General features: G+C 70.4%; 26 protein-coding genes. 8 read left to right on the top strand and 18 right to left on the bottom strand.

Annotated features, from left to right (window positions below; all coding sequences use genetic code 11):
- The first annotated feature begins 41 nt into the window (after nt 1-41).
- From ACFY3C_RS20545 to ACFY3C_RS20535, 3 genes are read left to right on the top strand one after another with little or no spacing between them, the layout of a single operon-like run.
- Complete coding sequence (locus tag ACFY3C_RS20545; protein ID WP_390771770.1) at nt 42-857, top strand: Scr1 family TA system antitoxin-like transcriptional regulator; 816 nt, start codon at nt 42-44, stop codon at nt 855-857.
- Complete coding sequence (locus ACFY3C_RS20540) at nt 854-1,042, top strand: DUF397 domain-containing protein (protein ID WP_390771769.1); 189 nt, start codon at nt 854-856, stop codon at nt 1,040-1,042. The genes ACFY3C_RS20545 and ACFY3C_RS20540 overlap by 4 nt, the downstream gene beginning before the upstream one ends.
- A 32-nt stretch (nt 1,043-1,074) precedes the next feature.
- Nucleotides 1,075-1,890: a DUF4253 domain-containing protein gene (locus ACFY3C_RS20535; RefSeq protein WP_390771768.1), complete on the top strand. Its 816-nt coding sequence runs from the start codon at nt 1,075-1,077 to the stop codon at nt 1,888-1,890.
- Nucleotides 1,891-1,906: 16 nt separating this feature from the next.
- Here the strand turns inward: ACFY3C_RS20535 and ACFY3C_RS20530 are convergent, their stop codons facing one another.
- Nucleotides 1,907-3,109: a PLP-dependent aminotransferase family protein gene (locus ACFY3C_RS20530; protein WP_390771767.1), complete on the bottom strand. Its 1,203-nt coding sequence runs from the start codon at nt 3,107-3,109 to the stop codon at nt 1,907-1,909.
- 219 nt (nt 3,110-3,328) lie between these two features.
- Here ACFY3C_RS20530 and ACFY3C_RS20525 point away from each other — a divergent pair, with 219 nt between their 5' ends.
- Nucleotides 3,329-3,640, top strand: coding sequence for a hypothetical protein (locus ACFY3C_RS20525; RefSeq protein ID WP_390771766.1), 312 nt, complete (start codon nt 3,329-3,331; stop codon nt 3,638-3,640).
- 13 nt (nt 3,641-3,653) lie between these two features.
- Here ACFY3C_RS20525 and ACFY3C_RS20520 read toward each other — a convergent pair whose 3' ends face one another.
- Complete coding sequence (locus ACFY3C_RS20520) at nt 3,654-4,982, bottom strand: helix-turn-helix domain-containing protein (protein WP_390771765.1); 1,329 nt, start codon at nt 4,980-4,982, stop codon at nt 3,654-3,656.
- 183 nt (nt 4,983-5,165) lie between these two features.
- Here ACFY3C_RS20520 and ACFY3C_RS20515 point away from each other — a divergent pair, with 183 nt between their 5' ends.
- On the top strand, nt 5,166-5,918 hold the full coding sequence (locus tag ACFY3C_RS20515; protein WP_390771764.1) for a DUF4232 domain-containing protein: 753 nt from the start codon (nt 5,166-5,168) through the stop codon (nt 5,916-5,918).
- A 79-nt stretch (nt 5,919-5,997) separates the two neighbouring features.
- On the opposite strand, the gene ACFY3C_RS20510 is transcribed toward ACFY3C_RS20515, so the two are convergent.
- The 7 genes from ACFY3C_RS20510 to ACFY3C_RS20480 all read right to left on the bottom strand — a co-directional run bounded on the left by ACFY3C_RS20510 (nt 5,998) and on the right by ACFY3C_RS20480 (nt 13,569).
- On the bottom strand, nt 5,998-6,351 hold the full coding sequence (locus ACFY3C_RS20510) for a DUF805 domain-containing protein (RefSeq protein ID WP_386576976.1): 354 nt from the start codon (nt 6,349-6,351) through the stop codon (nt 5,998-6,000).
- A 264-nt stretch (nt 6,352-6,615) separates the two neighbouring features.
- The gene (hemB, locus tag ACFY3C_RS20505; RefSeq protein ID WP_386576975.1) at nt 6,616-7,608 is read right to left on the bottom strand and encodes a porphobilinogen synthase; all 993 of its coding nucleotides are present in this window, start codon (nt 7,606-7,608) and stop codon (nt 6,616-6,618) included.
- Between the two features lie 300 nt (nt 7,609-7,908).
- Nucleotides 7,909-9,618 carry a uroporphyrinogen-III synthase gene (locus ACFY3C_RS20500; RefSeq protein ID WP_386576974.1) on the bottom strand — a complete coding sequence of 570 codons (1,710 nt, stop codon included), beginning with the start codon at nt 9,616-9,618 and terminating at the stop codon, nt 7,909-7,911.
- Nucleotides 9,615-10,574 (bottom strand): hydroxymethylbilane synthase, encoded by a 960-nt coding sequence (gene hemC, locus ACFY3C_RS20495; protein ID WP_386576973.1) that lies wholly within the window; start codon nt 10,572-10,574, stop codon nt 9,615-9,617. Before hemC ends, ACFY3C_RS20500 begins: the two co-directional genes overlap by 4 nt.
- Nucleotides 10,571-12,271 (bottom strand): glutamyl-tRNA reductase, encoded by a 1,701-nt coding sequence (locus ACFY3C_RS20490; protein ID WP_390771763.1) that lies wholly within the window; start codon nt 12,269-12,271, stop codon nt 10,571-10,573. The genes hemC and ACFY3C_RS20490 overlap by 4 nt, the downstream gene beginning before the upstream one ends.
- The gene (locus ACFY3C_RS20485; protein WP_386576971.1) at nt 12,268-13,041 is read right to left on the bottom strand and encodes a redox-sensing transcriptional repressor Rex; all 774 of its coding nucleotides are present in this window, start codon (nt 13,039-13,041) and stop codon (nt 12,268-12,270) included. The genes ACFY3C_RS20490 and ACFY3C_RS20485 overlap by 4 nt, the downstream gene beginning before the upstream one ends.
- Nucleotides 13,042-13,287: 246 nt before the next feature.
- Entirely contained in the window at nt 13,288-13,569 is a 282-nt protein-coding gene (locus ACFY3C_RS20480) for a glutaredoxin family protein (protein WP_386576970.1), read from the bottom strand.
- A 94-nt stretch (nt 13,570-13,663) separates the two neighbouring features.
- On the opposite strand from ACFY3C_RS20480, the gene ACFY3C_RS20475 reads away from it, so the two are divergent.
- From ACFY3C_RS20475 to ACFY3C_RS20465, 3 genes are all read left to right on the top strand, one after another.
- Nucleotides 13,664-14,602: an HAD family hydrolase gene (locus ACFY3C_RS20475; protein WP_386576969.1), complete on the top strand. Its 939-nt coding sequence runs from the start codon at nt 13,664-13,666 to the stop codon at nt 14,600-14,602.
- 402 nt (nt 14,603-15,004) lie between these two features.
- On the top strand, nt 15,005-15,787 hold the full coding sequence (locus ACFY3C_RS20470; protein WP_389187076.1) for an ECF subfamily RNA polymerase sigma factor, BldN family: 783 nt from the start codon (nt 15,005-15,007) through the stop codon (nt 15,785-15,787).
- Nucleotides 15,788-16,043: 256 nt separating this feature from the next.
- Nucleotides 16,044-17,273: a DUF5667 domain-containing protein gene (locus tag ACFY3C_RS20465; RefSeq protein WP_390771762.1), complete on the top strand. Its 1,230-nt coding sequence runs from the start codon at nt 16,044-16,046 to the stop codon at nt 17,271-17,273.
- 71 nt (nt 17,274-17,344) lie between these two features.
- On the opposite strand, the gene ACFY3C_RS20460 is transcribed toward ACFY3C_RS20465, so the two are convergent.
- The 9 genes from ACFY3C_RS20460 to ACFY3C_RS20420 form a co-directional block, all read right to left on the bottom strand.
- The gene (locus tag ACFY3C_RS20460) at nt 17,345-18,400 is read right to left on the bottom strand and encodes a lysophospholipid acyltransferase family protein (RefSeq protein WP_390771761.1); all 1,056 of its coding nucleotides are present in this window, start codon (nt 18,398-18,400) and stop codon (nt 17,345-17,347) included.
- Nucleotides 18,401-18,414: 14 nt separating this feature from the next.
- Nucleotides 18,415-19,476: an NAD-dependent epimerase/dehydratase family protein gene (locus tag ACFY3C_RS20455; protein ID WP_390771760.1), complete on the bottom strand. Its 1,062-nt coding sequence runs from the start codon at nt 19,474-19,476 to the stop codon at nt 18,415-18,417.
- Between the two features lie 211 nt (nt 19,477-19,687).
- Complete coding sequence (locus ACFY3C_RS20450) at nt 19,688-19,786, bottom strand: 30S ribosomal protein bS22 (protein WP_003948845.1); 99 nt, start codon at nt 19,784-19,786, stop codon at nt 19,688-19,690.
- Between the two features lie 133 nt (nt 19,787-19,919).
- On the bottom strand, nt 19,920-20,132 hold the full coding sequence (locus ACFY3C_RS20445; RefSeq protein WP_004984898.1) for a helix-turn-helix domain-containing protein: 213 nt from the start codon (nt 20,130-20,132) through the stop codon (nt 19,920-19,922).
- A gap of 129 nt (nt 20,133-20,261) precedes the next feature.
- Nucleotides 20,262-21,077 (bottom strand): phosphatase, encoded by an 816-nt coding sequence (locus tag ACFY3C_RS20440; RefSeq protein ID WP_390771759.1) that lies wholly within the window; start codon nt 21,075-21,077, stop codon nt 20,262-20,264.
- A 158-nt stretch (nt 21,078-21,235) separates the two neighbouring features.
- Nucleotides 21,236-22,408 carry an acetoin utilization protein AcuC gene (locus tag ACFY3C_RS20435; RefSeq protein WP_390771758.1) on the bottom strand — a complete coding sequence of 391 codons (1,173 nt, stop codon included), beginning with the start codon at nt 22,406-22,408 and terminating at the stop codon, nt 21,236-21,238.
- Nucleotides 22,359-23,582, bottom strand: coding sequence for an MFS transporter (locus ACFY3C_RS20430; protein WP_390771757.1), 1,224 nt, complete (start codon nt 23,580-23,582; stop codon nt 22,359-22,361). Before ACFY3C_RS20430 ends, ACFY3C_RS20435 begins: the two co-directional genes overlap by 50 nt.
- Nucleotides 23,583-23,665: 83 nt before the next feature.
- Nucleotides 23,666-24,415 carry a VC0807 family protein gene (locus tag ACFY3C_RS20425; protein ID WP_386576961.1) on the bottom strand — a complete coding sequence of 250 codons (750 nt, stop codon included), beginning with the start codon at nt 24,413-24,415 and terminating at the stop codon, nt 23,666-23,668.
- 93 nt (nt 24,416-24,508) lie between these two features.
- Complete coding sequence (locus ACFY3C_RS20420) at nt 24,509-25,153, bottom strand: HAD family hydrolase (RefSeq protein ID WP_390771756.1); 645 nt, start codon at nt 25,151-25,153, stop codon at nt 24,509-24,511.
- Nucleotides 25,154-25,314 lie beyond the last annotated feature (161 nt).

The following is a 25,314-nucleotide window of genomic DNA, read 5'->3' as shown; positions in this document are numbered from 1 at the left end:
GTGCGGGGGTCGGGCACGGGCAGGCGTGGGAGTTCAGCAGCATGACGACTTCTCGGAAGAACCAGTCGGCCATGAAGATGCTCGGCCGTCAACTGGCCGCGGCACGCAGGGCGGCGGGGTTGAGCCAGTCCGGCCTGAGCGTCGCGCTGAACATCAACGAGGAGACCATCGCATCGATCGAGCAGGGCCGACGGTCACTGAAGCTGGACATCGCCGAGATCTTCGACGAGTTCCTCGGGACTAAGGGAACGTTGGCGGCGGGGGTGGCAAATCTGCCGGAGGTGGATCAGTTTCCTTTGTGGGCCGAGGAGTACATGGATCAGGAGCGGGTGGCCATCACCCTGTCCTGGTACGACAACGCGGTCATCCCTGGCCTGCTTCAGAGCGAGCCGTACGCGCGCGCGGTCCTGCAGAACCGCGTTCCGGCCTACGAAGAGGAGCAGTTGGAGAACTCCCTGAGGCTGCGCCTCGACCGCCAGGAGATCCTGCGCCGAAAGAACCCACCGACGTTGAGCTTCGTGGTCTGGGAGCCCGCTCTGCTCCTGCAGCTGGGCTCGGCCGGGGTGTGCAGGCAACAGCTGCGGTTCCTACGCGAGATGGCCGAACTGCCCTGCGTCTCGCTTCAGGTCCTGCCGCTGAGCAGTCCCTTCCACGCGGGGGTCGACGGCCCGTTCACGCTCCTGGAAACCCCTGACCACCAGCATGTCGCGTACACCGAGTCGCAACGCGGCAGCCAGTGGGTCTCTGACGCAGATGAGGTGTCCATCCTTTCGCGTAAGTATGCGATGCTGCGGACACAGGCCCTGACCACGCAGGATTCGATGGGCCTGCTCGACCGCCTGGTAGGAGAACAATGAGCGCCGAAGCACTTCAGTGGTTCAAGTCGAGCTACAGCGGTAGCGAGGGCGGCCAGTGCCTCGAAGTGGCCGTCTCCTCCCACACCATCCACATCCGCGACTCGAAGCAGACCCCCTCCGACGCCCCAACCCTCCAGGTGGCCCCGGCCACTTGGGCTGCCTTCACGGAGTTCACCTCGCGCTAGCGTTGTCAGTGCCGCCCCTTACAGTCACTGACATGGCGACTCTTCCCAACCCGCTGCCCAAGTTGACGACGGACCCGAGTGGTCGGTCCCTCGGGCTGCAGCTGCCGCCCGGCAGGCTGATCGACGCGACGGACGAAGGCCCCTGGCACGAGCCGCTGTTGTGGCATGCGGAGAAGGCGGCCGCGCCCGGCACCTGGAAGGCGTTGGGCGCACCGGCCGCGCGTGCCGGGCTCCTTCCCGTGCTGGTGGATGTGCAGGACGATCAGGGCGGGCCGGTGAACTGGGGGTTGGCGCCGGACGAGGTGTCGTACCCGGGCGATCATGACGCCGAGGACGTCCTCGCGGAGTACTGGGAGGACTGCGCGGAGGAGGAACTGGCCGAGGAGGCGGAGCCGTTCGGGATCGAGTGGCCCGGTCTTGCGCCCGCCCTGTCCCCCACCGCTGATCCGGACACCCGTGCCGCCCAGGTAGCGAACTCGTTGACGGACGGCACGCGGGCATGGCTGAAGGACCCTCACCTCGCCCTCGTTCCGGCGCGGCGGTCCGCGGACATCCCCGCGGCGATCGGCTGGTCGGGGCCGCTGAACTACGAGGACGACGTTGCCCGGCTGTGCACCGTCCTCCGTTCCTGGGAGGACCGCTTCGGTATACGGGTGGTGGCGCTGACCTTCGACACGCTGACCGTCTCCGTCGCGGCGCCGCCGGCCACCCTGGCCGAGGCCGAGGCGGTGGCGGCGGAGCACTTCGCGTTCTGCCCGGACAACGTCACGCAGAACGGCCCGGACGCGCTGCGTGCGTACGCCAAGGGGCTGATCGGCGAGCCGACCTGGTCCTTCTGGTGGGACTGACGCCCGCCGGCGGAACTCAGCCCCGCAGCCCTCTGCCCAGCCGCCGCAGGCCCTCCGCGATCTCCTCGGGTGTCTGCGTGACGAAGCACAGGCGGAGGGTGGAGGGGTCGGGGGCGGTGGCGTAGAAGGGGGCGCCGGGGACGTAGGCCACGTCCTGCTTCACCACGCCCGGGAGCAGGGCCGTGGTGTCGTACGACTCCGGGAGGCGGACCCACAGGAACATGCCGCCCTCGGGCCGGCTCCAGGTGGAGCCCTCGGGGAGGGCGTCGGGGAGGCCTGCCAGCATGGCGTCCCGGCGTTCGCCGTAGACGGCGCGGACGCGGGCCACGTGGGCGTCCAGGACGTGCAGATAGCGGGCCGCGGCCAGCTGGTTGAGGGTCGCCGTGTGCACGTCCGCCGCCTGCTTGGCCACCGTGCACGCGCGCCGGAGTTCCGCGGGGGCGCGGAGCCAGCCGAGGCGGAGGCCGGGCGCCATGACCTTGGAGAAGGAGCCGAGCAGGACGACACGGTCCTCGGCGCCGGGGCAGGCGGCGATCCAGGGCGGGCGGGTGCCGTCGTAGCGGAGTTCGCCGTAGGGGTCGTCCTCGATGATCCACAGCCCCTGGCGGGCGGCCACGGCGGCGACGGCCTCGCGGCGCGGGGTAGGCATCGTACGGCCCGTGGGGTTCTGGAAGGTGGGGACGAGGTAGAGGAGCTTCGGGCGCTCGCGCCGCACCGCCTCCTCCAGCGCCGCCGGGTCGACCCCGTCCTCGTCCCCGGGCACGGCCACCACGCGCGCCCCCGCCAGCCCGAAGACCTGAAGTGCCGCCAGATAGCAGGGGCTTTCGACCAGCACGGTGTCGCCGGGCTCGATCAGCGCCGTCGCCAGCAGGGACAGGGCCTGCTGGGAGCCGGTGGTGATGAGTAGGTCGTCAGGGGCGGTGGGCAGGCCGAACGCGGTGATGCGGTCCGCCAGTTTGGACCGGAGGACCGGCTCGCCCTCCGTGGTGGCGTACTGGAGCGCCTGCGCGGGGGTCTCCGCCAGCACGTCCCGGAACGCGGCCGCTATGCCTTCGTGGTCGAACATTTCGGGCGCCGGGAGACCGCCTGCGAAGTTGATCACCTCGGGGCGTGCGGTGACCGCCAGGATGTCCCGGACGGGCGATCCGCCCACGCTGCGGGCACGGGCCGCAAGCGGCGGAACGGCGGCGCGGGGCGGCGCGGGTTCGGCAACGGACATGGTCGGCTCTCCTTCGGCTCCGGGAGGTCGTCTCCGTCCGCAGCCTAGGGAGTTACATGCTGCCTACACCGGTCATTTCGCGATCCGGACGTCCGCACCGGCCGCCACCCTCAGTACAGGACCAGGAGTTCCTGGCCGCTCCTACTGGCAGGATGACAAGGCCCAGGCCTACGGCCGTGGTTTCGACAAGAATCTGGACGACGCGAGGAGCGCCCTGAAGTGACCGTCCTGCTGCGAGGGCCATGGGGAGTCATCCTCGTCCTCGCGAACCTGCTCAGCGCCTACGTCGCGTACGCGGCACTCGTGACCCAGCCGCAAGGGGCCTGGGACGAATCGACGCTGACCGGTATCGAGGTCGCCTCGGCGCTGCTGATCGCGCTCAGCGTCGTCACGTTCCTGCTCGCCCTGCTGCCCGTACGGCGCCAGACCCTCAGCCGATGGTGGCTGGCGCCCTCGCTGCTCTTCCTGGTGGTGGGTGCGGCACGCTGGGCGTACATCGTGCAGACCTATCCGCAGGGCCCCGGCGGCTGAGCGGCGGGCACTCTCAGAACTTGGTGGTGCCCTCCTTGACCCACCCCGAGCCGCCCAGCGGGAACTCGTAGCCGGGGCGCCCGTTGTTGCCGCTCGTGCGGAACAGCCGGCCGTGGTTGTCGATCTGCAGCACGCCGTGGCGGGAGCCGCTGGACCAGGTCAGCGCCAGGGACCAGCTCACGTCGTACGCCGAGGCCTCGGCCGTGATGTGGAACACCTCGGGGTCCGACTCGCTGACCTTGAACGGGAAGTCCCGGTGCCCTGCCTCGGGTTGGACGGCGGGGCGCGCGGAGTCGAGCGCGACGGTGAAGGAGCGGGTCGGGACGTTTCCGCCGCAGCCGACGCCCGGGTAGGCCATGACGTAGTCGTTCCATGCGAGCGGCGTGCGCTTGGTGATCGTACGGACCGTCAGGCTCTTCACGATCACGGTCTTCTTGCCGGTGCCCTGCACGGTGAGCGTGACCTCCTGCTTCCCCGAGGAGACGGCGCCGTGCGCGGCCACCCAGGCGGTCGCGTCCTCCTCGGTCGGCGGCGGGGCCACCTCCGTCGGAGGCCGGTTGATCAAGTAACGCCCGTCGCAGGGACTGTCCCAGGTGTACGCACTGGTCGCCACCGTCAGCGGAGCGGCGTCGGAGGCGCCGCCGCCGGACTCGGCCCTGCCCTTGCCGTCCGTCTTCGGTCCGCCCTCGGCCGACGCGGAGGGTGACCCGGATGGTGACGCGGAGACGGAGGGGGAAGCGGGCGGCGAGGTGCGGGTGTGCGGTGCCGTGGAGGTGTGCCCGTCCGCCGTCGCGTGACCCGGCGTCGAGGCCGCCGCGAGGGGACGTCCGTCCCCGGCGTCCGAGCTGCCCGGGGTCAGGTTCACGGCCAGCGTGACGGCACCGATCACAGCGGCGACGGCGATCCCGGCGACGACGACGGTAGGGGTACGACGACGAGCGGTCGGGGCAGGCGCGTTCGGAGACGACTCGGCAACCGCCTCAGCCGGCGAATCCGGTTCGGCCGGCGAATCCGGTTCGGCCGGCGAATCCGGTTCGGGCTCAAGCGCGTTCCCCGCCGGCCCCGGCTCGGGTGCCTCCGTCTTGCCCCGACCCCGCATCGCGTCCGCCACCACCCACCGCCGGTGCAGCTCGACCAGTTCGTCCGGTGAGGCCTTGCAGAGGCGGGCCAGGCGTTCCACAGGGGCGTAGTCGGTCGGTACGGCGTCCCCGTTGCAGTACCGGTGGAGCGTCGACGTACTCATGTGGAGCCGTTTGGCCAGGACGCCGTAGCTGAGCCCCGACCGGTCCTTCAACTCCCGTAGCAATTCGGCGAAAGCGGCGCCTGCAGTGCTGTCCGGCACTGTTCCTCCCCGTCCCCGTGTCCCGTCCCCGCGTTCCAGGGAAGGGATGTTTCCGCAGCTCAGAGCCTATGCGGGCATTCCAGCGTCCCTGATCGTCCGCCAGGTGTGGCAGGCGGGACGGACCGCCCCACAAGCTGTGGCCATCCAAGCACGCCACCACTCGGACGAGAGAAGAGACCAGCCATGCGCACCCGCCGTACCCACCTGCTCGCGGTCACCGGAGTCGCCCTCACCGCGCTCGCCCTCACGGCGTGCGGCAGCGGCACGGGGACGAGGGACGAAGGTGCCTCGACGCCCTCCTCGAAGACCTCCTCGGCGGCGGCCGCGACCACGGACGGCAAGGGCACCGCCATGCCGGCCTCCGGCAAGTCGACGGGTTCGGGCTCCACTTCGGGCTCGTCCGGCTCCGCCAAGGGCTCCTCGACGTCGTCGGGCTCGGGATCCACCGGTTCCTCGGGCTCGGGATCCGCCGGTTCGGGCGGCTCCTCGGACCCGACGGACCCGAAGAACCGGGTCCTGTGCAACGGTTCCAACACCAAGGTCACCGCGCAGTCGGTGTCCCGACCGCTCAACCACATGCTCATCACGGTCAGGAACACCGGCTCGAAGTACTGCGACCTGACCTACTTCCCCGTCCTGCGCTTCGACGAGATGCAGTGGGTCCCGCAGGCCGACGAGCAGACCCACCCGCAGGCCGTGACGACCCTCGCGCCCGGCGAGTCCGGGTACGCGGCGGTCCTGCTCTCCGCCGCCGATGGAAGCGGTGAGGGCGGCATGACGGGCCACAAGCTGACCGTCGGCTTCCAGGGGATGACCCCCAACAGCAGCGGTGGCGCCTCCGCGACCCCGGCACTGCCGGCGAAGGGCGTGTACTACGACAGCTCGCTGAAGGTCACGTACTGGCAGCAGAACCAGGACGACATCGCCGGCTGGTGAACCGTCGAGGCCGCCCGGGCAACGGCCCGGGCGGCCTCGGTGTGCGGACGCCGGACGACGGACGGCGACTCGCGGGGCGTTACGCGAACGCCGGGGCTTCCTTCGGGTTCGGGCCGTACTTGTTCGCGCCCGCCTGGCTGTCCGAGCAGTAGAAGACCAGCAGGACGATGGAGCCGATCAGCGGCACGATCCCGATGAGGATCATCCAGCCGGAGCGGCCCGTGTCGTGCAGTCGGCGCACCGTGACGGCCAGGGCCGGCAGCAGGAAGACCACGGCGATGGCCACGATGGCGGGCGTGTGGGCCACGGCGGCGATGGCGGCCAGCGCGATGTAGATGATCCACGCGAACAGCATGAACAGCCAGTACTCCTTGCGGCGCGCGCGCCCGCTGAATACCGCGTACTTCTTCAGCGCCTCGATGAAATAGCTCATGGCAACCCCCCAGGGATCGACGTTCAGACCCTCCGGAACGGATCAGGCCAGGCGCAGAGATTAGGGGTTTGAGGCGGACGCGTCATTCGCGTCGAAGAACGTCCGGAACTTCGCATTCGGGGCAGGTCCGCCCATGATCGCCTACCGTTCCCGGTACGGCCGCCGGACGTTACCGAAACCGAGTTCGTTCCGTTTCCGAACCGCAGCCGCACCGAGGCCGGTCCGCCGCCCTTTCGGAACCGGAACGATCTCGAACCGTGTCCCTCAGCGCAGCTTCTGCGCCGCTTCGGTCGCCCAGTAGGTGAGGATGTTCCGCGCCCCGGCCCGCTTGATGCCGGTCAGGGTCTCGAAGATGGCCCGGTCTCGGTCCACCCAGCCCTTCTCGGCGGCGGCCTCGACCATCGAGTACTCACCGGAGATCTGGTAGGCGGCGACCGGCACGTCCACGCTGTCGGCGACCCGGGCCAGGACGTCGAGGTAGGGACCGGCCGGCTTGACCATCACCATGTCGGCGCCCTCGGCCAGGTCCAGCTCCAGCTCCCGCAGGGACTCGCGCCAGTTGGCGGGGTCCTGCTGGTACGTCTTGCGGTCGCCCTGCAGCGAGGAGGCGACGGCCTCGCGGAAGGGGCCGTAGAAGGCGGAGGAGTACTTGGCGGTGTAGGCGAGGATCGCGACGTCCTCGCGGCCGATCTGGTCCAGGGCGTCGCGGACGACCCCGATCTGACCGTCCATCATCCCGCTGGGGCCGACCACATGGGCGCCGGCGTCGGCCTGCACCTGGGCCATCTCGGCGTACCGCTCCAGGGTGGCGTCGTTGTCGACCCGCCCCTGCGCGTCGAGGACACCGCAGTGCCCGTGGTCGGTGGTCTCGTCCAGGCACAGGTCGGACATGACGAGCAGGTCGTCGCCGACCTCGGCGCGCACATCGCGGATCGCGACCTGGAGGATCCCGTCCGGATCGGTCCCCGGAGTGCCGAGCGCGTCCTTCTTGCTCTCCTCCGGCACGCCGAACAGCATGATCCCGGAGACTCCGGCCTCCACCGCCTCGACGGCGGCCTTCTTCAGGCTGTCGCGGGTGTGCTGGACGACACCGGGCATGGCCGCGATCGGCACGGGCTCGCTGACGCCCTCCCGGACGAAGGCGGGGAGGATGAAGTCGGCCGGGTGCAGCCGGGTCTCGGCGACCATTCGCCGCATGACGGGGGTGGTGCGCAGCCGCCGGGGACGCGTACCGGGGAAAGATCCGTACTTCGTCATGGCTTCTACGCTACGCCCGGGCGCGGCCTCCTCTTGCCGACGGCCTGTCGACGCCGAGCACCCAGGGGGCTCCGCCCCCTGGACCCCCGCTGGCCCACCACACCCACCCGTCTCGGCCGGTCGAGAAGTGGGCCTCTTACGACTCGGTCGGCCGAAGAGTGGCCGGACAGCGGCAGGCCGCGCGCTTCGCAACTGACGGTTCAGACCGCTCGGACGCCCTCCAGCCGACAGTGTCGGTGGGCGGGTGGGCGGGTGGGCGTGGGCAAAACGGGGGTCCAGGGGGCAGAGCCCCCTGGTACCTCAGGTCGTCGTACGGCGCCGACGCGCCCCGGGCCGCCGCTCGCTCGGCCGCGTCACCGGATCCCCCGCCTCCAGCGCGGCAGCGCGCCGCTTCAGGCCGAAGTCGGCCAGCGCTTCCGCCAGCTTCAGCACGGACGGCTCCGGAGCCATGACATCGACCCGCAGCCCATGCTCCTCAGCCGTCTTCGCCGTAGCCGGACCGATGCACGCGATCACGGTCACGTTGTGCGGCTTGCCCGCGATACCCACCAGGTTCCGGACAGTCGAGGACGACGTGAAGAGAACGGCGTCGAAGCCACCCCCCTTGATCGCCTCCCGCGTCTCCGCCGGCGGCGGCGAGGCCCGCACGGTCCGGTAGGCCGTGACGTCGTCGACCTCCCAGCCCAGCTCGATGAGCCCGGCGACCAGGGTCTCGGTGGCGATGTCGGCGCGGGGCAGGAAGACGCGGTCGATCGGGTCGAAGACCGGGTCGTACGGCGGCCAGTCCTCCAGCAGACCCGCGGCGGACTGCTCCCCCGAAGGCACCAGATCCGGCTTCACACCGAAGTCGACCAGCGCCTGGGCCGTCTGCTCGCCCACCGCGGCCACCTTGATGCCCGCGAAGGCACGGGCGTCGAGCCCGTACTCCTCGAACTTCTCCCGCACGGCCTTGACCGCGTTCACCGAGGTGAAGGCGATCCACTCGTACCGCCCGGTGACGAGCCCCTTCACGGCCCGCTCCATCTGCTGGGGCGTCCGCGGCGGCTCGACGGCGATCGTCGGCACCTCGTGCGGCACGGCGCCGTAGGACCGCAGCTGGTCGGAGAGCGACGCCGCCTGCTCCTTCGTGCGCGGCACGAGCACCTTCCAGCCGAACAGCGGCTTGGACTCGAACCACGACAGCTGGTCGCGCCGGGCGGCGGCGGAACGCTCGCCGACCACGGCTATCACCGGCCGGCCGCCGTCCGGCGAGGGCAGCGCCTTCGCCTGCTTCAGCGTCTGCGCGACGGTGCCGAGCGTCGCCGTCCAGGTCCGCTGACGGGTCGTCGTACCGGCGATCGTGACCGACATCGGGGTGTCCGGCTTGCGGCCCGCCGACACCAGCTCGCCGGCGGCCGCCGCCACCGCGTCCAGCGTCGTCGACACGACCACCGTGCCGTCGGAGGCGCCCACCTCCGTCCAGCACCGGTCGGAGGCGGTACGGGCGTCCACGAACCGGACGTCCGCGCCCTGCGCGTCCCGCAGCGGTACACCGGCGTACGCGGGCACGCCGACCGCGGCCGCCACACCCGGTACGACCTCGAAGGGCACACCGGCGTCGGCGCAGGCGAGCATTTCCTCGGCCGCGTACGTATCTAGTCCCGGGTCCCCGGACACCGCACGGACGACCCGCCTGCCGCCCCGCGCGGCCTCCATGACAAGATGAGCGGCATCCCGGGCAGGGGACGGGACCGCAGCGGTTGTTGACGCACCGTCAACGACCGTGAGCTGCGGCGTGCCCGCGCCCGGCGGCGACACCGAGGAGGAATCCCCGTCCGTTCGCACCACGGAGACGCCCTGCCGGGCGTGCGTCCGGATCACGTCGAGCACCTCGTGCTCGGCGATCAGGACGTCCGCGTTCGACAGTGCCTCCACTGCGCGCAGAGTCAGCAGTCCCGGATCCCCGGGTCCGGCACCGAGGAAGGTGACGTGCCCGTGTTCCGGACCGGCGGGAAGGGTGGTGGGGCTCAATGTGCTCGCTCCCCCATCAGACCGGCCGCGCCCTGGGCGAGCATCTCGGTGGCGAGTTCGCGACCGAGTGCCATCGCCTGGTCATCCGTCTGGGGCACGGGACCGGTGGTGGACAGCTGCACCATGCGGGTGCCGTCGGTCGTGCCGACGACGCCCCGCAGGCGCATTTCCTTGACAATCTCCCCGTCGGCCAGCAGGTCGGCCAGCGCGCCCACGGGGGCGCTGCAGCCGGCCTCCAGGGCCGCGAGCAGTGACCGTTCGGCGGTCACGGCGACCCGCGTGAACGGGTCGTCGAGTTCGCCGAGCGCCGCGATCAGGTCCGCGTTGTCCGCGGCACACTCGATCGCCAGGGCCCCCTGGCCGGGGGCGGGCAAAACCGTGTCGACCGACAGGAAGTCGGTGACCTCGTCGATCCGGCCGATCCGGTTCAGTCCGGCGGCGGCCAGTACGACGGCGTCCAGCTCGCCGTCGCGGACGTATCCGATCCGCGTGTCGACGTTGCCGCGGATCGCGACCGTCTCGATGTCCAGGCCGTGGGCGCGCGCGTACGCGTTCAGCTGCGCCATGCGGCGGGGGGAGCCGGTACCGATGCGGGCGCCCCGCGGGAGGTCCGTGAACTTCAGCGCGTCCCGGGCGACGATCACGTCCCGCGGGTCCTCGCGCTCGGGGATCGCGGCCAGGACCAGCCCGTCGGGCTGCGTGGTCGGCAGGTCCTTGAGCGAATGAACCGCGAAGTCCACCTCGCCCTTCAGCAGCGCGTCGCGCAGCGCCGTGACGAACACACCGGTACCGCCGATCTGCGCGAGCGCCTCGCGGGAGACATCGCCGTACGTGGTGATCTCGACCAGCTCGACGGGCCGGCCGGTCACCCGGCTCACGGCCTCCGCCACCTGCCCGGACTGGGCCATGGCGAGCTTGCTCCGCCTCGTCCCCAGTCGCAGTGCCTTCTCAGTCATGCCGGTCGGTCCTTCTTGTCTGTGCTGTCCTCGGCCCGGGAGACGGCGGCCACCGTCTCGGGGTCGAGGTCGAACAGGGTGCGCAGCGCGTCCGCGTACCCGGCGCCGCCGGGCTCGGCCGCGAGCTGCTTGACCCGTACGGTCGGCGCGTGCAGCAGCTTGTCGACGACTCGGTGCACGGCCTGCCTGATCTCGCCGCGCTGGCGTTCGTCCAGGTCGGGCAGGCGGCCGTCGAGCCGCGCGATCTCACCGGCGACGACGTCGGCGGCCATGGCGCGCAGCGCGACGACGGTCGGCGTGATGTGTGCCGCCCGCTGTGCCGCGCCGAAGGCCGCGACCTCGTCGGAGACGATACGCCGGACCTGGTCCACGTCGGCCGCCATCGGCGCGTCCGCGGAGGCCTCGGCGAGGGACTCGATGTCCACCAGCCGCACCCCGGCCAGCCGGTGCACGGCCGCGTCGATGTCGCGGGGCATGGCGAGGTCGAGGAAGAACACGGCCGGGGCCGGGCGCGGGATGACGGCGGCCGGTTCCGGCTTTCGGCGCTCGGGGATACGGCCGACGGTCGCGGCCGTCGCGGCGAGCGCGGTGATCAGCTCGGCGTCGACCTCGGGGCTGCGCCGGGCTGCCTCGCGCCGGTCCACGGTGCCGCCCGCGACCCAGGCCGCGTGCTGCTCCAGGGTGGCCGCGTTCATGCCGGCCACGGCGGCCTCGCCATGCACGGAGAAGCCGGTGGCGCCCTGTACGGCGGCCAGGTCCAGCGGGCAGTTCTCCTCGGCGGCGACGCCGGTGGCCGGCAGCGCGGGCTTCACGGTCGTACGAGCATCGTCGGCGAGGTCGGCCACGGGCTGCCCGGTGCGGCCCTCGACCGCCTGCGCGACCGCCTCGGCCGTCAGGACCAGGCCGGTGGCGCCGGTGCAGGAGACGACGACGTCGGCACGTGTCAGCTCGTCCGGCACGGCGTCCATCCGTACCGCACGGGCCGTCACCGTCGTGTCGTCGGCCTCGGTCAGGATCTGTGCGAGGCGCTCGGCGCGCTCGACGGTGCGGTTGGCGACGACGACCTCGGCCACCCCGGCGCGCGCGAGCGTGGCGGCGGCCAGGGACGACATCGACCCGGCACCGATGACCAGGGCCCGGCGGCCCGCGGCCCATTCCTCGACGTCCCCGCCCGCGGCCAGCTGCTCCAGGCCGAAGGTGACCAGGGACTGGCCGGCCCGGTCGATGCCGGTCTCGGAGTGGGCCCGCTTGCCGACCCGCAGGGACTGCTGGAACAGGTCGTTCAACAGCTTGCCCGCGGTGTGCAGCTCCTGGGCGCGGGCCAGGGAGTCCTTGATCTGCCCGAGGATCTGCCCCTCGCCGACGACCATCGAGTCCAGACCGCAGGCCACCGAGAACTGGTGGTGGACGGCCCGGTCCTCGTAGTGCACGTAGAGGTACGGCGTCAGCTCCTCGAGGCCGACTCCGCTGTGCTGGGCGAGCAGCGTGGACAGCTCGGCGACACCGGCGTGGAACTTGTCCACGTCGGCGTACAGCTCGATGCGGTTGCAGGTGGCGAGCACCGCGGCCTCGGTGGCCGGCTCGGCGGCGACCGTGTCCTGGAGCAGCTTGACCTGGGCGTCCGGGCTCAGCGCGGCCCGCTCCAGCACGCTGACCGGGGCGCTGCGGTGGCTCAGACCCACGACGAGGAGACTCATGCCGGCATCACGGCGGGTACGTCCCCGTCGGGTCCCTGGTCGGCGGAATCGTCGGCGGCCGCGCCCTGGGGAGCGGCCGCGGGCAGCGGGCCGCCCTCGGCGCTCTCCTCGCCGGCCTTGCGCTGCTCGTGGAAGGCGAGGATCTGCAGCTCGATGGAGAGGTCGACCTTGCGTACGTCGACGCCGTCCGGGACGGACAGCACGGTCGGCGCGAAGTTCAGGATGGAGGTCACCCCGGCGGCCACGAGCCGGTCGCAGACCGGCTGGGCGGCACCGGCCGGGGTGGCGATGACACCGATGGAGACCCCGTTGTCCTTGATGATCTTCTCGAGGTCGTCGGTGTGCTGGACGGGGATGCCCGCGACCGGCTTTCCGGCCATCGCCGGGTCGGCGTCGATCAGCGCTGCGACCCGGAAGCCACGGGAGGCGAAGCCGCCGTAGTTGGCCAGGGCGGCGCCGAGGTTACCGATACCGACGATGACAACCGGCCAGTCCTGGGTCAGGCCGAGTTCACGGGAGATCTGGTAGACGAGATACTCCACGTCGTAGCCGACACCGCGCGTTCCGTAGGAGCCCAGGTACGAGAAGTCCTTGCGCAGCTTGGCGGAGTTGACCCCCGCCGCGGCGGCCAGTTCCTCGGAGGAGACCGTGGGTACCGAGCGCTCCGACAGTGCGGTCAGGGCTCGGAGGTACAGCGGAAGCCGGGCGACGGTGGCCTCGGGAATCCCTCGGCTACGGGTCGCCGGTCGGTGTGTTCGGCCAGTTGCCACGGTGCTCCTGCGGGTTGAGCGGGGCTGCAGGCGGTCATACGTCCCCAGACCGCCCCGTCGACAGCAGGCTATGTCTTTGTGAACGCGTGCACAAAGATGGTGTCCGATTTGCCCGGCCAACGTGACCGGGGTCACGCGCGTCATCCCTGGGCCCTTCCTGGGGGCAAAACCGACACACTCCTCGTGAATCCCGCCCCCGAGACCAAACCGCCGTCGATCCTAAGGGACGTTCGGCGCGGACTTGTACTAGTCGGTCAGTTCCTTGCGGAGGCGGCCCTCGTTCACCCGCCAGAAGGTGTGCTGCTCCCCGTCGACGAGGACGACGGGGATCTGCTCCCAGTACTGGTCGTGGAGCTGCGGGTCCTGGGTGATGTCCTTCTGTTCCCAGGGGACGCCGAGTTCGCCGCAGACCTTCTCGATCACCGCCTGCGCGTCGTCGCACAGATGGCAGCCGGGCTTGCGGATGAGCGTGACCAGTCGCTCCTGCGGGGCGGCCTTACGCCGGAAGAGGGGACTCATGTCGGCCATTCTCGCGCTTCTTTAACGACGCGGACGCGGAGAGTTCACACCCTTCCAACCTCTCGACTCCGGAACCACCGAACAAACTGGCTATGCTCACGCCATGGCCGCTCTCGGATGGCTCACTCCCCGTAGGCGCTCCGCCACGGCGCGGAGCGTGTTGGCAGGCGAGGCCTCGGCGGAGGCCGCCCGCAAGTCCTCGCTGGAAGCGCAGGAGGCGCAGGAGGCCGCGCAGGCCGCCGAGCAGGAACCGGAGTTCCCGGTGATCGGCGACGACCGGGCCGCCGCCTTCTTCGACCTCGACAACACCGTGATGCAGGGCGCCGCGCTGTTCCACTTCGGACGGGGCCTGTACAAGCGGAAGTTCTTCGAGACCCGCGACCTGGCCAGGTTCGCCTGGCAGCAGGCCTGGTTCCGGCTGGCCGGCGTCGAGGACCCCGAGCACATGCAGGACGCCCGCGACTCCGCCCTCTCCATCGTCAAGGGCCACCGCGTCGCCGAACTGGAGACGATCGGCGAGGAGATCTACGACGAGTACATGGCCGACCGCATCTGGCCGGGCACCCGGGCCCTCGCCCAGGCCCACCTGGACGCGGGCCAGAAGGTGTGGCTGGTCACGGCCGCCCCCGTCGAGATCGCCCAGGTCATCTCCCGCCGCCTCGGCCTGACGGGCGCGCTCGGCACGGTGGCGGAGTCGGTCGACGGCGTCTACACGGGCAAGCTGGTGGGCGAACCGCTGCACGGCCCGGCCAAGGCGGAGGCGGTACGCGCCCTGGCCGCCGCGGAGGGCCTGGACCTCTCCCGCTGCGCCGCCTACAGCGACAGCCACAACGACATCCCCATGCTGTCCCTGGTCGGCCACCCCTACGCGATCAACCCCGACACCAAACTGCGCAGACACGCCCGCGAAAAGGACTGGCGCCTGCGCGACTACCGCACGGGCCGCAAGGCGGCGAAGGTGGGCATCCCGGCGGCAGCGGGCGTCGGCGCGGTCGCCGGTGGCACCGCAGCAGCGATCGCACTGAGCCGGCGCCGTCGCTAGTCCCGCGCGTGATCAGCGGGTACTCGCCGTAGAGCTGTCGATCAGCCCCGCGCCCCTTCGGGGCGCTCCCAGTCACGCCCGGGCGCAACGCCGGGCCACTTGTCATGTGCCCATGGGTGCCGAATCGTGATGTCTGCCGCCGGATTGTGCCCGCGTTTCCCCAACACGCCCCCCACTTCGCCGAAACCCACCCTTTTCCGATCAACGACCGATCAATCTACGGCACTTGAAGGGGCGTCAATCGGTTACAGAAGCGACGCAATCGATGATTTGAGCAACTCGGTGTAGCAGTGCCTGCACGAAGCGTTATTCTCCTCAGACGCAAACCGGTACCCCTCCGTCGCTACGACGGGTGAAAGGTCCCGCACTGCACGTGATGGAAGCTCTGCCTCTGGGAGTCCCGTGTACCCACACGTCGGGGTTGACGCCTCGGGCCTGGCTACGCTGCGCGCAACAGTCGCGGCGGTCAAAGAGACGCTGCGCGGCGTCGTCCCCACCGCGTACGCCGTCCCCGCCTTCGCCACCGCCGCAGCGCCCGTCGGCCCGTGCTACGCACTGGCCGAGGGAAGCGCGGCTGTCGGCAGACGCGGCCGCACGTCCGGTGCCACGACCGCCCGCCGGCCGGCCGCCGACAGTGACAGCGCCCGGATGATGGACCTCGTGGAGCGCGCCCAGTCCGGCGAGGCCGAGGCCTTCGGACGGCTCTACGACCAGTACAGCGACACGGTGTACCGGTACATCTACTACCGGGTGGGCGGCAAGGCGACCGCCGAGGACCTCACCAGTGAGACCTTTCTGCGGGCGCTGCGGAGGATCGGCACCTTCACCTGGCAGGGCCGCGACTTCGGCGCCTGGCTGGTGACGATCGCCCGGAACCTCGTGGCGGACCACTTCAAGTCCAGCCGGTTCCGCCTGGAGGTCACCACCGGCGAGATGCTCGACGCCAACGAGGTCGAGCGCTCCCCGGAGGACTCCGTCCTGGAGTCCCTCTCCAACGCCGCGCTCCTCGACGCCGTACGCCGGCTCAACCCCCAGCAGCAGGAGTGCGTGACGCTCCGCTTCCTCCAGGGCCTCTCGGTCGCCGAGACCGCCCGGGTGATGAACAAGAACGAGGGCGCCATCAAGACCCTCCAGTACCGGGCCGTGCGCACCCTCGCCCGGCTCCTGCCGGACGACGCCCGCTGAGGCCCACTGCCGTCCGCCACTCAGGGCGACGGCAGGCGACGTTCAACTCACGTTCCGTGAACGCCCGTTGCCAATCTGACCCGATCATCCGCCGTCCGTAACCCAAGTGCCGAGCCGCTCGTTGTGCGGGATACAGGCTCCCTGTGGTCACGTCCTGGCCGACCCTGATCGCTCGATCGAGTGGAAGTGGTCGTGGGCGTGCAACCCTCAGGACCCCCTGGGGAGTCGACGGTGATGACGAGAGGAGGTGCCGCCTGTGATCGCGAACGTATCGGCCCACCGGCGGGCGAACGCCTTCGCCCAGGCCCTGGAGGAGCAGTCCGACCGGGACACGGCGGCCGAGCAGTCCGCAGCGGTGGCGGATCCGCCGCCGACCGCCGAGGAAGGGACCGAGCGGGGCGTGTTGCTGGCCCTCGCGGCGGGCCTCGGCGCGTTGCCCAGGCCGCAGCTCGACCCCGAGGTCAAGGTCGTCCAGCGCGCCCAACTGGTGGCCGCGATGGAGGCCATGCTCAAGGAGGGGACCGGGGCGGCAGGTGCGGCAGTGCCCGAGCAGCGCGGCCGTGGCCGGGGGGCGCACCGGGCGAGCCCGCTGGGCAAGCTGCGCCCGCGTTCGAGGCTGACCAAGGGGCTCGCAGCGGGCGGGCTCAGCGTCGGTGTGGCCGCCGGAGCCTTCGGCGGGGTCGCCGCCGCGAGTTCCGACGCACTGCCCGGCGACTCGCTGTACGGCCTCAAGCGGGGCATCGAGGACATCAAACTCAACTACCTGAGCGACGGAGACGACGAGCGCGGCCAGACCTATCTCGACCAGGCCTCCACCCGGCTGAGCGAGGCCCGTCGGCTGATGGAGCGCGGCCGCGGCGGTCACCTCGACCACGAGTCCATCGGCGAGATCCGCCGCACCCTGTCCGGCATGCAGCAGGACGTGACCGAAGGCCACCGCCTGCTGCACGCGGCCTATGAGCGCGACCCCGGCTCCCTGGGCCCCATCCAGGCCCTGGACGCCTTCTCCCGGTCGCACCGCGAGGCCTGGAGCCTGCTCAGCGACAAGCTGCCGGTGCAGCTGGGAGACGTCAAACAGCAGGTGTCGTCGGTGTTCGACGCCATAGACGAAGAGGTCGCCCCGCTGCAGTCCCTGCTCCCGCAGCAGCCCGCCCAGACCGGCGGGGGCACGCGACAGGGCTCCGGCTCGGCGTCCACCGGCACCTCCGGCACCCACCGCGCGACCGCGCCCAGCTCCGGCAGCACCCCCTCCGCCGGCAAGCACGCGGGCGGCTCCGGCAGCCCCAGCGGCTCCGCCACGGGCGACAGCGGAGGCGGCCTGATCGGGGGCGACACGGGCGGTCTGCTCGACCCGCCGAAGATCGGCGACGACGGCGGCACCACGTCCACCACCAAACCGCCGCTGACCGAGCCGGACGTCACCCTCCCGCCGCTCCTCCCGGGCCTGCTGCCCGGCCTGGGCATCGACGGCGAGGACGCGACCTAGTAGCCCCACAGGAAACACAGCAACGGGGGCGCCCCTTTCCGAGCAGGGGCGCCCCCGTTGCCGTACACCTCTCAGAAGAACACCGACCGCCGCTGCACCAGCAACTTGTAAAGCGTGTGCTGGATCTGCTCCCTGACCTGGTCGGTCAGGTTGAACATCAGCATCGGGTCCTCGGCCGCCTCCGGCGGATAGCCGTCCGTCGCAATCGGCTCCCCGAACTGGATCGTCCACTTGGTCGGCAACGGGATCGCCCCGAGCGGCCCCAGCCACGGGAAGGTCGGGGTCAGCGGGAAGTACGGAAAACCGAGCACCCGCGCAAGCGTCTTGGAGTTGCCGATCATCGGGTAGATCTCCTCGGCCCCGACGATCGAGCACGGGATGATCGGCGCGCCCTGCCGCAGCGCCGTGGAGACGAAACCGCCCCGGCCGAACCGCTGCAGCTTGTACCGCTCGCCGAACGGCTTCCCGATGCCCTTGAAGCCCTCCGGCATCACCCCGACCAGCTCCCCCTGCCCCAGCAGCCGTTCGGCATCCTCGGCGCAGGCGAGGGTGTGCCCCAGCTTGCGGGCGAGTTCGTTGACCACCGGGAGGACGAAGACCAGGTCCGCCGCGAGGAGCCGTAGATGGCGGTCCGCCGGGTGGTTGTCGTGCACGGCGACCTGCATCATCAGGCCGTCGAGCGGCAGCGTCCCGGAATGGTTGGCGACGATCAACGCCCCGCCCTCGGCCGGGATGTTCTCGATGCCCTTCACCTCGACCCGGAAGTACTTCTCGTACACCGGCCGCAGCAGCGACATCAGGACCTGGTCGGTCAGCTCCTCGTCGTAACCGAAGTCGTCGACCTCGTAGTCCCCGGTGAGCCGGCGGCGCAGGAAGGCCAGGCCGCTCGCGATACGGCGTTCGAGCCCACCGTCGTGCCGCGGCCCGGCAGACGGCTGATCCTCCCCGGTCACAGAGACATCATCCTGCTCAGCGGCCCTGGTGGGCAGGGGCTGGACCTCCCGGACCGGCGCGGACTCACCGACCGCGCCGCGCCTGCTGCCCGCGCTCCGGCGCCGCGAGGGCCGCTGGGCGGCGCCCCCACGGGACCGGTCGTCGTCGAACGGAATGACCTTGGCGTCCGCCATCGTTGCTGCGCTCCTCAATTGGCGCTCTGCGTCGGAAGGTGCCCGCTGCCCTTCGCGGCAAGCGCGGCGATCCGGTCGACGGCCCCCGCGAGGGCCTCCGGCGGCAGCAGCCCGGGTCCCTGGCTGCGCGCGAAGTCCGCGAACGTCTCCGCCGTCGTGTACTTGGGCCGGAAGCCCAGCGTCTCGCGCATCTGGTCCGTGGCCACCACCCGACCGTGGGTGAGCAACCGGATCTGCTCCGGCGAGAAGTCCGTCATGCCCAGCGTACGCACCAGGGAACCGGCCCAGGTGACCGCGGGCAGCAGCAGCGGCACGATGGGCCGCCCGAGCCGCCGCGAGCACTGCGAGAGCAGCAGCACGCCGTCGCCGGCGATGTTGAACGTGCCGCTGTTCAGCGTGCCCCGGCGCGGCTCGTGGGAGGCGATCCGCAGCACCTCGATGACGTCGTCCTCGTGCACGAACTGCAGCCGGGGGTCGTAGCCGAACACGGTCGGCAGGACCGGCAGCGCGAAGTACGAGGCGAGCGGGGTGTCCGCGGTCGGCCCGAGGATGTTGGCGAAGCGCAGCACACACACGGCGACGTCCGGCCGCCGTCGCGCGAACCCGCGCACATACCCCTCGACCTCCACCGCGTCCTTCGCGAACCCGCCGCTCGGCAGCGACTTGGGCGGCATCGTCTCGGTGAACACGGCCGGATCCCGCGGCGCGGACCCGTACACGTTCGTACTGGACTTCACCACCAGCCGCTGCACGGTCGGCGACTTCTGACAGGCGCCCAGCAACTGCATGGTGCCGATGACGTTGGTCTCCTTGACCGTGGCCCGGCTGCCGCTGCCCAGCGCGGTACCGGTCACGTCCATGTGGACGACCGTGTCGGCGCCCGTCTCGGCGAGCACCCGGGCGATGGTGGGCTGTCTGATGTCGGCCTGGATGAAGTCGGCCCCACCCAGATGGTGCGCCGGCGGCACCGCGTCCACGGCGATCACCCGATCCACCTCGGGGTCCCGCTGGATCCGCCGCACGAACCGGCCGCCCAGCTGCCGGGCCACTCCGGTGACGAGCACGACCTTCCCCAAGATCAGCGCCTTCCTTCCCGCGATACCCGTGTGCGGCCAACCTAGCGGGTCGATGTTGCGCTGTGATGACCGCCCGATGCACGAGGTGACGGAAATTCCCCAATCGGAATATGCCGAGTACCCCTGGTCCGGACCGAGTACCCCCGGACATGACTGTGGCCCCCCGCCCTTACGGACAGGGGGCCACAGGGACACGCTCTCGCGGCGCCGCTTACTTCTTGTTGCGGCGCTGAACGCGCGTGCGCTTGAGCAGCTTGCGGTGCTTCTTCTTGGCCATCCGCTTGCGCCGCTTCTTGATAACAGAGCCCACGACTACCCTCGCTCACTTCTCATCACTCGGTTGTTTGGGCGCCATGGGCCCACACGACCTACGAGGGGCTAGCCTACCCGCCCGAGCGCCGAGGTCGTAATCGAGGGGTCTTCCGGGGTTACCGGAAGCGTCGTCAGGCCGTCTCCACCCCCACATAACTCTCGCGAAGGTACTCGTGTACCGCTTGCTCCGGGACGCGGAAGGACCGCCCCACCCGGATCGCGGGCAGATGACCGCTGTGCACCAGCCGGTACACGGTCATCTTCGACACTCGCATCACCGAGGCGACCTCCGCCACGGTAAGGAACTGAACCTCGTTCAGAGGCCTCTCGCCAGCTGCAGCCATGACACACCTGAACCTTCCGCACTCGACGGCCACCGGCTTCCCCTTCCGGTGACTCTTCGTCGTTGCGTGCTCACTCCCCAATGTAGGGGCGGGTGATGCGAGTGGGGAAGAGGTGCACCCATCGGCGGCCTACTGTGACAGACACGCTCGATTGAGTACGTAGCGGGTAAGCGGCCAGTAGTAATCAGACCGCACAGCGTCATCAACCGGAACGGCGACGGACACCACCCCCTCCGCCTCCCCCACAAAGAGCGCAGGGTCATCCGTATCCGCGAGGCCAATGGCCTCAAACCCCAGCTGACCTGCCCCGCAGACCCAGCCATGGTCACCGATCACCAGCTCGGGCAGCGGCCCGCCGGCGTCGGCGGCGGCCGCCAGGGCGACCCGAACCGGCAGCGGTGAATGACAATGAACGCCCGGCTCACAACCGGGGCGCTCGCTCTCCGGTTCCCGCACCAAGGCAACACCTCGTACGTAGTCCAGGTGGTACGTGCGTAGACCGAACCGGGTCAATATGTCGACACAGCGACCCTGCGCCGGGGTGAGCACCTCACACCCCGCCGCCGACAGAGCGTCCGCCAAGCCGCCGTAGAACCCGAGCAGCCGATGCGGATGCCCGGTCCCGAGCAGCACCGGCGCACCCCGCCGGGCCACGCTCCGGACCCGCTCGGCGAAGGCGTCCAACGCGGCGAGAGTCCGCTCCGGATCGATCACATCCGGCCCGGACGTATGCCGGGGATCGGCCGAGACCCCACACTTCTCGGCCATCAGAGCCAGCAACTCCCCAGGCCCCCAGACCCGTTCGGGATCGATCCCGATCAACACCCGCGGATCCCGGGCAGCGAAGAGCCGATAACTACGAAGACTGTCCTCCCGAGAGGTGCCCACCTCCCCGGCCATCCGGACAGCCAGCAGATGCGCGCGGAGGGCATCGGCGGTCAACACGGGTGCGATGGTGACTCATTGGGGGGTACGACGGCGCAGGGAACGGGGAAAGACCGCACGGTTGGCGTAACGGGTTCCCCTTTGGGCGCCTTCTCAGCCGACCGAGACGGGTGGGAGGATGGGAAACGGGGGTCCAGGGGGCGGAGCCCCCTGGACGCTCACGGCAGCAGCCCCCGCAGCGGAAACGCAGCCCGCCGAGCAGCCAGCACAGCCTGATCAACCCGATCAGCAGGGTCGTACCCGGAGGACCAGGACGCGAACGACACCGGCCACCGCCCATCAGTCATCCGCTGCGGAGCCAACTGCCGAGTCCGAGCGAACACTTCCTGCCGCCACCCCTCAGGAATCACCGCCTCAGGAGCAACCTCCCGCCCCGCGGCAATCCCCACCAGATGCGTCCAGGACCGCGGCACCACCTCCACCACCGCGTACCCCCCACCCCCCAGAGCGACCCACTTCCCGTCCGCGTACTCATGCGCCAACTCATGGCAAGCCACCTGAACAGCCCGCTGCGCATCCAACGACACGGCAAGGTGAGCCAGCGGATCCTCGAAGTGCGTGTCGGCCCCGTGCTGCGAAACGATCACCTGTGGCCGGAACTCCGCGAGCAGCTCCGGCACCACCGCGTGAAACGCCCGCACCCACCCCGCATCCCCGGTGCCCGCCGGCAGCGCCACGTTCACGGCGGCACCCTCGCCCGCCCCGGCCCCGGTCTCCTCCGGCCACCCGGTCTGCGGGAACAACGTACGGGGATGCTCGTGCAGCGAGATCGTCAGAACCCGCGGATCCTCCCAGAACGCGGCTTGCACCCCGTCCCCGTGATGCACGTCGACATCGACATAGGCGACCCGCTCGGCCCCCAGCTCCAGCAACCGCGCGATCGCGAGCGCCGCGTCGTTGTAGATGCAGAACCCCGACGCACCTCCGGGCATCGCATGATGCAGCCCACCGGCGAAGTTCACGGCGTGCAGCGCGTCCCCCCGCCACACCGCCTCCGCGGCCCCCACCGACTGCCCCGCGATCAGCGCGGACACTTCGTGCATCCCGGCGAAGGCGGGGTCGTCCGTCGTCCCCAGCCCGTACGCCCCCCGCGCCGACCCCGGATCCGCCGACGCGGCCTTCACGGCACGGATGTAGTCCTCCCGGTGGACCAGCCGCAGCGTCGACTCCCCGGCCGGCTTCGCCGCGACGACCTCCAGCTCCCGGTCGAGCCCGAAGGCACCCACCAGTTTCCGGGTCAGCTCCAGCCGGACCGGATCCATCGGATGGTCCGGGCCGAAGTCATAGCCCGTTACTGCCTCGTCCCACATCAGCTGTGCGCGGCCGCTCATGCCCGCCACCGTATCGGTCCGGTTGAGCCGCGAACGACCTGGCGTACACCAGCGTCACCAGCACCAACACCATCGGCACCAGCATGGCGCCCCGGTAGCTCCAGGCGTCCCCGAGCGCCCCCACGAGCGGCGAACCGATCAGGAACCCGACGTAGTTGAAGATGTTGAGCCGGGCGATCGCCGCGTCCGAAGCCCCGGGGCCGTGTTTTTCAAAAGCGTGCCGCCCCGCCGCCGCGAACGTCTGCGGCACCAGCACACACAGTCCCAGCCCCAGCAGGGTGAACCCGAGCATCCCGAGCCACGCGTCCGGCGCCACGGACACCACCGCGAACCCCCCGGCCGCCACCAGCGCCCCGAGCCGTACGACCGCGGCCGCCCCGAACCGCCGTACCCCGAGGTCCCCGATGGCCCGCCCCACCAGCGTGGTCACCATGTACACGTTGTACGGCACCGTAGCCAGCTGCTCCGAGCTGCCCAGCACGTCCTTCAGATACTTCGCGCTCCAGTTGGAGACCGTCGAGTCCCCGATGTAGGCGAAGGTCATCACCAGACACAGCGGCAGCAGCACCTTGAAGACGACCGTGCCACCACCCCGTTCCTCCGCCACGGGCGCCGCATCCCCGTCGACGTACCACCGGCTCCCCGCCAGCGTCGCCGGCAGCAGCACGGCCACCACCGGCAGATACGACACCCACAGCGCGAGATGCCAGTGCGCCCCGGCCCAGGCGAGCGAGGCCCCGACGATCCCGCCCAGGCTGTAGGCGGCGTGGAAGCTCAGCATGATGCTGCGCCCGTACGTGCGCTGCAGGCTCACCCCGAGCATGTTCATGGAGGCGTCCAGCGCCCCCACGGCCAGCCCGAACGCGGCCAGGGCGAGCCCCACCTCGGCCATCACATCGCCCGCCCCGACCCCGAGCAGGGCCAGCAGCACGACCGGCTGGGACCAGCGCAGCAGCCGGCTCGGGCGTATGCGCTTCACCATCTGCTCGGTCGTCACGCTGCCGACCCCGGCGAGGATCGGTACGGCGGCCAGGAAGACCGGCAGCAGCGCGTCGGAGATGCCGTACCGGTCCTGTATCGCCGGGATGCGCGTCACCAGCAGCGCGAAGGTGGCGCCCTGCGCGAAGAAGCTGAACGCCAACGAGGCCCTGCCGCGCCGCAGCACATCAGTCATGGCGGCGAGCGTAGGGCCCCGGGCTACCTGTGGGTAGATCCAGCCAAAGATGAATTTCCTTCAGCTTTCCCGAGCGGAGGGTGTCAGGCGGCGACGGCGGCCACGGGCGCCGCGGCCGTGCTGTCCTCGGCTTCGATCTCGGCCTCGACCTCGGCGGCCAGCATCCCTTCCATCGGCCCAACGGCCAGACCACCGCTGATCACGGTGGCGATCCCGATCGTCCCGACCATGATGACCGTCCCGAGCCACACCATGGTGTCGACGGGGATGGTGTACGCGCCCACGACCCGCACGACACACTCGGCCAGCAGCGCCAGGCCCCAGACGACGGAGAACGCCCGCTCCTTGCGCCGGAAGTCCGCGGACCCGGCCACCGCCCCGGACATCAACCGCTCCCAGGCGGCTTCCTTGGCCGCGTCCCCCTTCACCAGGAAGGGCTTCATGCCGGCCGTCATCATCGGCCTCCCGAGCCGGACGGAGACCAGGATCCCGATGGCGACGGTGCTGCTGATCCCGCTGTCCTTGGCGAGCATCAGCCGCGGGTCGCCGGAGACAAAGCTCAGCAGCAGCGAGACGACGTTGACGACCAGGATGAGCCCGGCCAGGCCGTTCACCTTCCGCTCCCTCGCCAGGCTCCAGAGGGTCCGCACCGCAGGCACCACGCTGCTCCAGGCGAGCGCCGCGAAGGTGCTCATCCCGAAGCCGTCCTTGAACAGGTAGTACGAGCCGAGCGGCACCGCCACGTCCAAGAGCAGCGGCCTGAAGTTGTCGAGCGCGCTCGGGCTCTGCTTCCGGTCGTCGCTCCGGCCCTGGATCCCCGTGTTCTTCGTCATGCCCTCAGCTTCGCCGCCGGGAGGGGTCCGCCAGTAGAAACGTTCGTCCGGAGGTCCGCATGACAAATGTCAGCACCGAGCCGATGGCTCGGGTCATACCAGCAGGTCAGCCAACTCCCCCATGCTGGAGAAGAGTTGGTTCGCGCCGGTGAGCCGCTCGGCCGGCGTCATCGCGGTGAACCCGTACACGTCCATCCCGGCCGCCACGGCCGCCTGCACGCCCAGCGGAGAGTCCTCTACGACCACACACCGCTCCGGGGCGACGCCCATCCGCTCGGCCGCGTACAGGAAGAGATCGGGCGCCGGCTTGCCACGCCCCACATCCTGCGAACTGAAGATCCTCTCCTCCTCGAACCACCGGTCGAGACCGGTCGCCCGATGCCCCACCCGAATCCGCTCATGGCTCCCGGAGGAGGCGACGCAGTACGGCACCCCGCCCGCGACCAGCTTCTCCAGCACGTCATCGACGCCGACCACAGGCTTCAACTCCCGCTCGAAAGCGGCGAACACCCGCGCGTGGAAGACGTCGTCGAAGCCCTCGGGCAGCCGCTGCCCGGTCCGCTCCAGGACCAGCTCATGAATCCGATGCATCGCCGACCCCATGTAGTCCCGGATGGAGTCCTCGTACGACGTCGGGTGCCCCAGCTCGGTCAGATAGGCGGCCAGGTGCCGGTTGGAGATCGGCTCGCTGTCCACGAGGACACCGTCGTTGTCGAAGATGATCAGGTCATAGCGCATATCTCGACCCTAAAGGACCCTGAAGGACCCTGAAGGACCCTGAACGCAGAAAACCCCCGCATCCGGAGATGCGGGGGTTTTCCCAAAATTTGTTCGGCGGCGTCCTACTCTCCCACAGGGTCCCCCCTGCAGTACCATCGGCGCTGTGAGGCTTAGCTTCC

It is taken from the genome of Streptomyces sp. NPDC001410 (genome assembly GCF_042895235.1).
GTDB lineage: Bacteria > Actinomycetota > Actinomycetes > Streptomycetales > Streptomycetaceae > Streptomyces.
The sequence above is the reverse complement of the archived record's forward strand: the minus strand, read 5'-3'. Positions and strand labels throughout refer to the sequence as shown.

Excerpts from the sequence above, each read along its gene's own strand:
- ACFY3C_RS20545 (WP_390771770.1), top strand. The coding sequence starts at position 42 with ATGACGACTTCTCGGAAGAACCAGTCGGCCATGAAGATGCTCGGCCGT.
- ACFY3C_RS20540 (WP_390771769.1), top strand. The coding sequence starts at position 854 with ATGAGCGCCGAAGCACTTCAGTGGTTCAAGTCGAGCTACAGCGGTAGC.
- ACFY3C_RS20535 (WP_390771768.1), top strand. The coding sequence starts at position 1,075 with ATGGCGACTCTTCCCAACCCGCTGCCCAAGTTGACGACGGACCCGAGT.
- ACFY3C_RS20530 (WP_390771767.1), bottom strand. The coding sequence starts at position 3,109 with ATGTCCGTTGCCGAACCCGCGCCGCCCCGCGCCGCCGTTCCGCCGCTT.
- ACFY3C_RS20515 (WP_390771764.1), top strand. The coding sequence starts at position 5,166 with ATGCGCACCCGCCGTACCCACCTGCTCGCGGTCACCGGAGTCGCCCTC.
- ACFY3C_RS20510 (WP_386576976.1), bottom strand. The coding sequence starts at position 6,351 with ATGAGCTATTTCATCGAGGCGCTGAAGAAGTACGCGGTATTCAGCGGG.
- hemB (WP_386576975.1), bottom strand. The coding sequence starts at position 7,608 with ATGACGAAGTACGGATCTTTCCCCGGTACGCGTCCCCGGCGGCTGCGC.
- hemC (WP_386576973.1), bottom strand. The coding sequence starts at position 10,574 with ATGACTGAGAAGGCACTGCGACTGGGGACGAGGCGGAGCAAGCTCGCC.
- ACFY3C_RS20490 (WP_390771763.1), bottom strand. The coding sequence starts at position 12,271 with ATGAGTCTCCTCGTCGTGGGTCTGAGCCACCGCAGCGCCCCGGTCAGC.
- ACFY3C_RS20480 (WP_386576970.1), bottom strand. The coding sequence starts at position 13,569 with ATGGCCGACATGAGTCCCCTCTTCCGGCGTAAGGCCGCCCCGCAGGAG.
- ACFY3C_RS20475 (WP_386576969.1), top strand. The coding sequence starts at position 13,664 with ATGGCCGCTCTCGGATGGCTCACTCCCCGTAGGCGCTCCGCCACGGCG.
- ACFY3C_RS20460 (WP_390771761.1), bottom strand. The coding sequence starts at position 18,400 with ATGGCGGACGCCAAGGTCATTCCGTTCGACGACGACCGGTCCCGTGGG.
- ACFY3C_RS20445 (WP_004984898.1), bottom strand. The coding sequence starts at position 20,132 with ATGGCTGCAGCTGGCGAGAGGCCTCTGAACGAGGTTCAGTTCCTTACC.
- ACFY3C_RS20435 (WP_390771758.1), bottom strand. The coding sequence starts at position 22,408 with ATGAGCGGCCGCGCACAGCTGATGTGGGACGAGGCAGTAACGGGCTAT.
- ACFY3C_RS20430 (WP_390771757.1), bottom strand. The coding sequence starts at position 23,582 with ATGACTGATGTGCTGCGGCGCGGCAGGGCCTCGTTGGCGTTCAGCTTC.
- ACFY3C_RS20425 (WP_386576961.1), bottom strand. The coding sequence starts at position 24,415 with ATGACGAAGAACACGGGGATCCAGGGCCGGAGCGACGACCGGAAGCAG.
- ACFY3C_RS20420 (WP_390771756.1), bottom strand. The coding sequence starts at position 25,153 with ATGCGCTATGACCTGATCATCTTCGACAACGACGGTGTCCTCGTGGAC.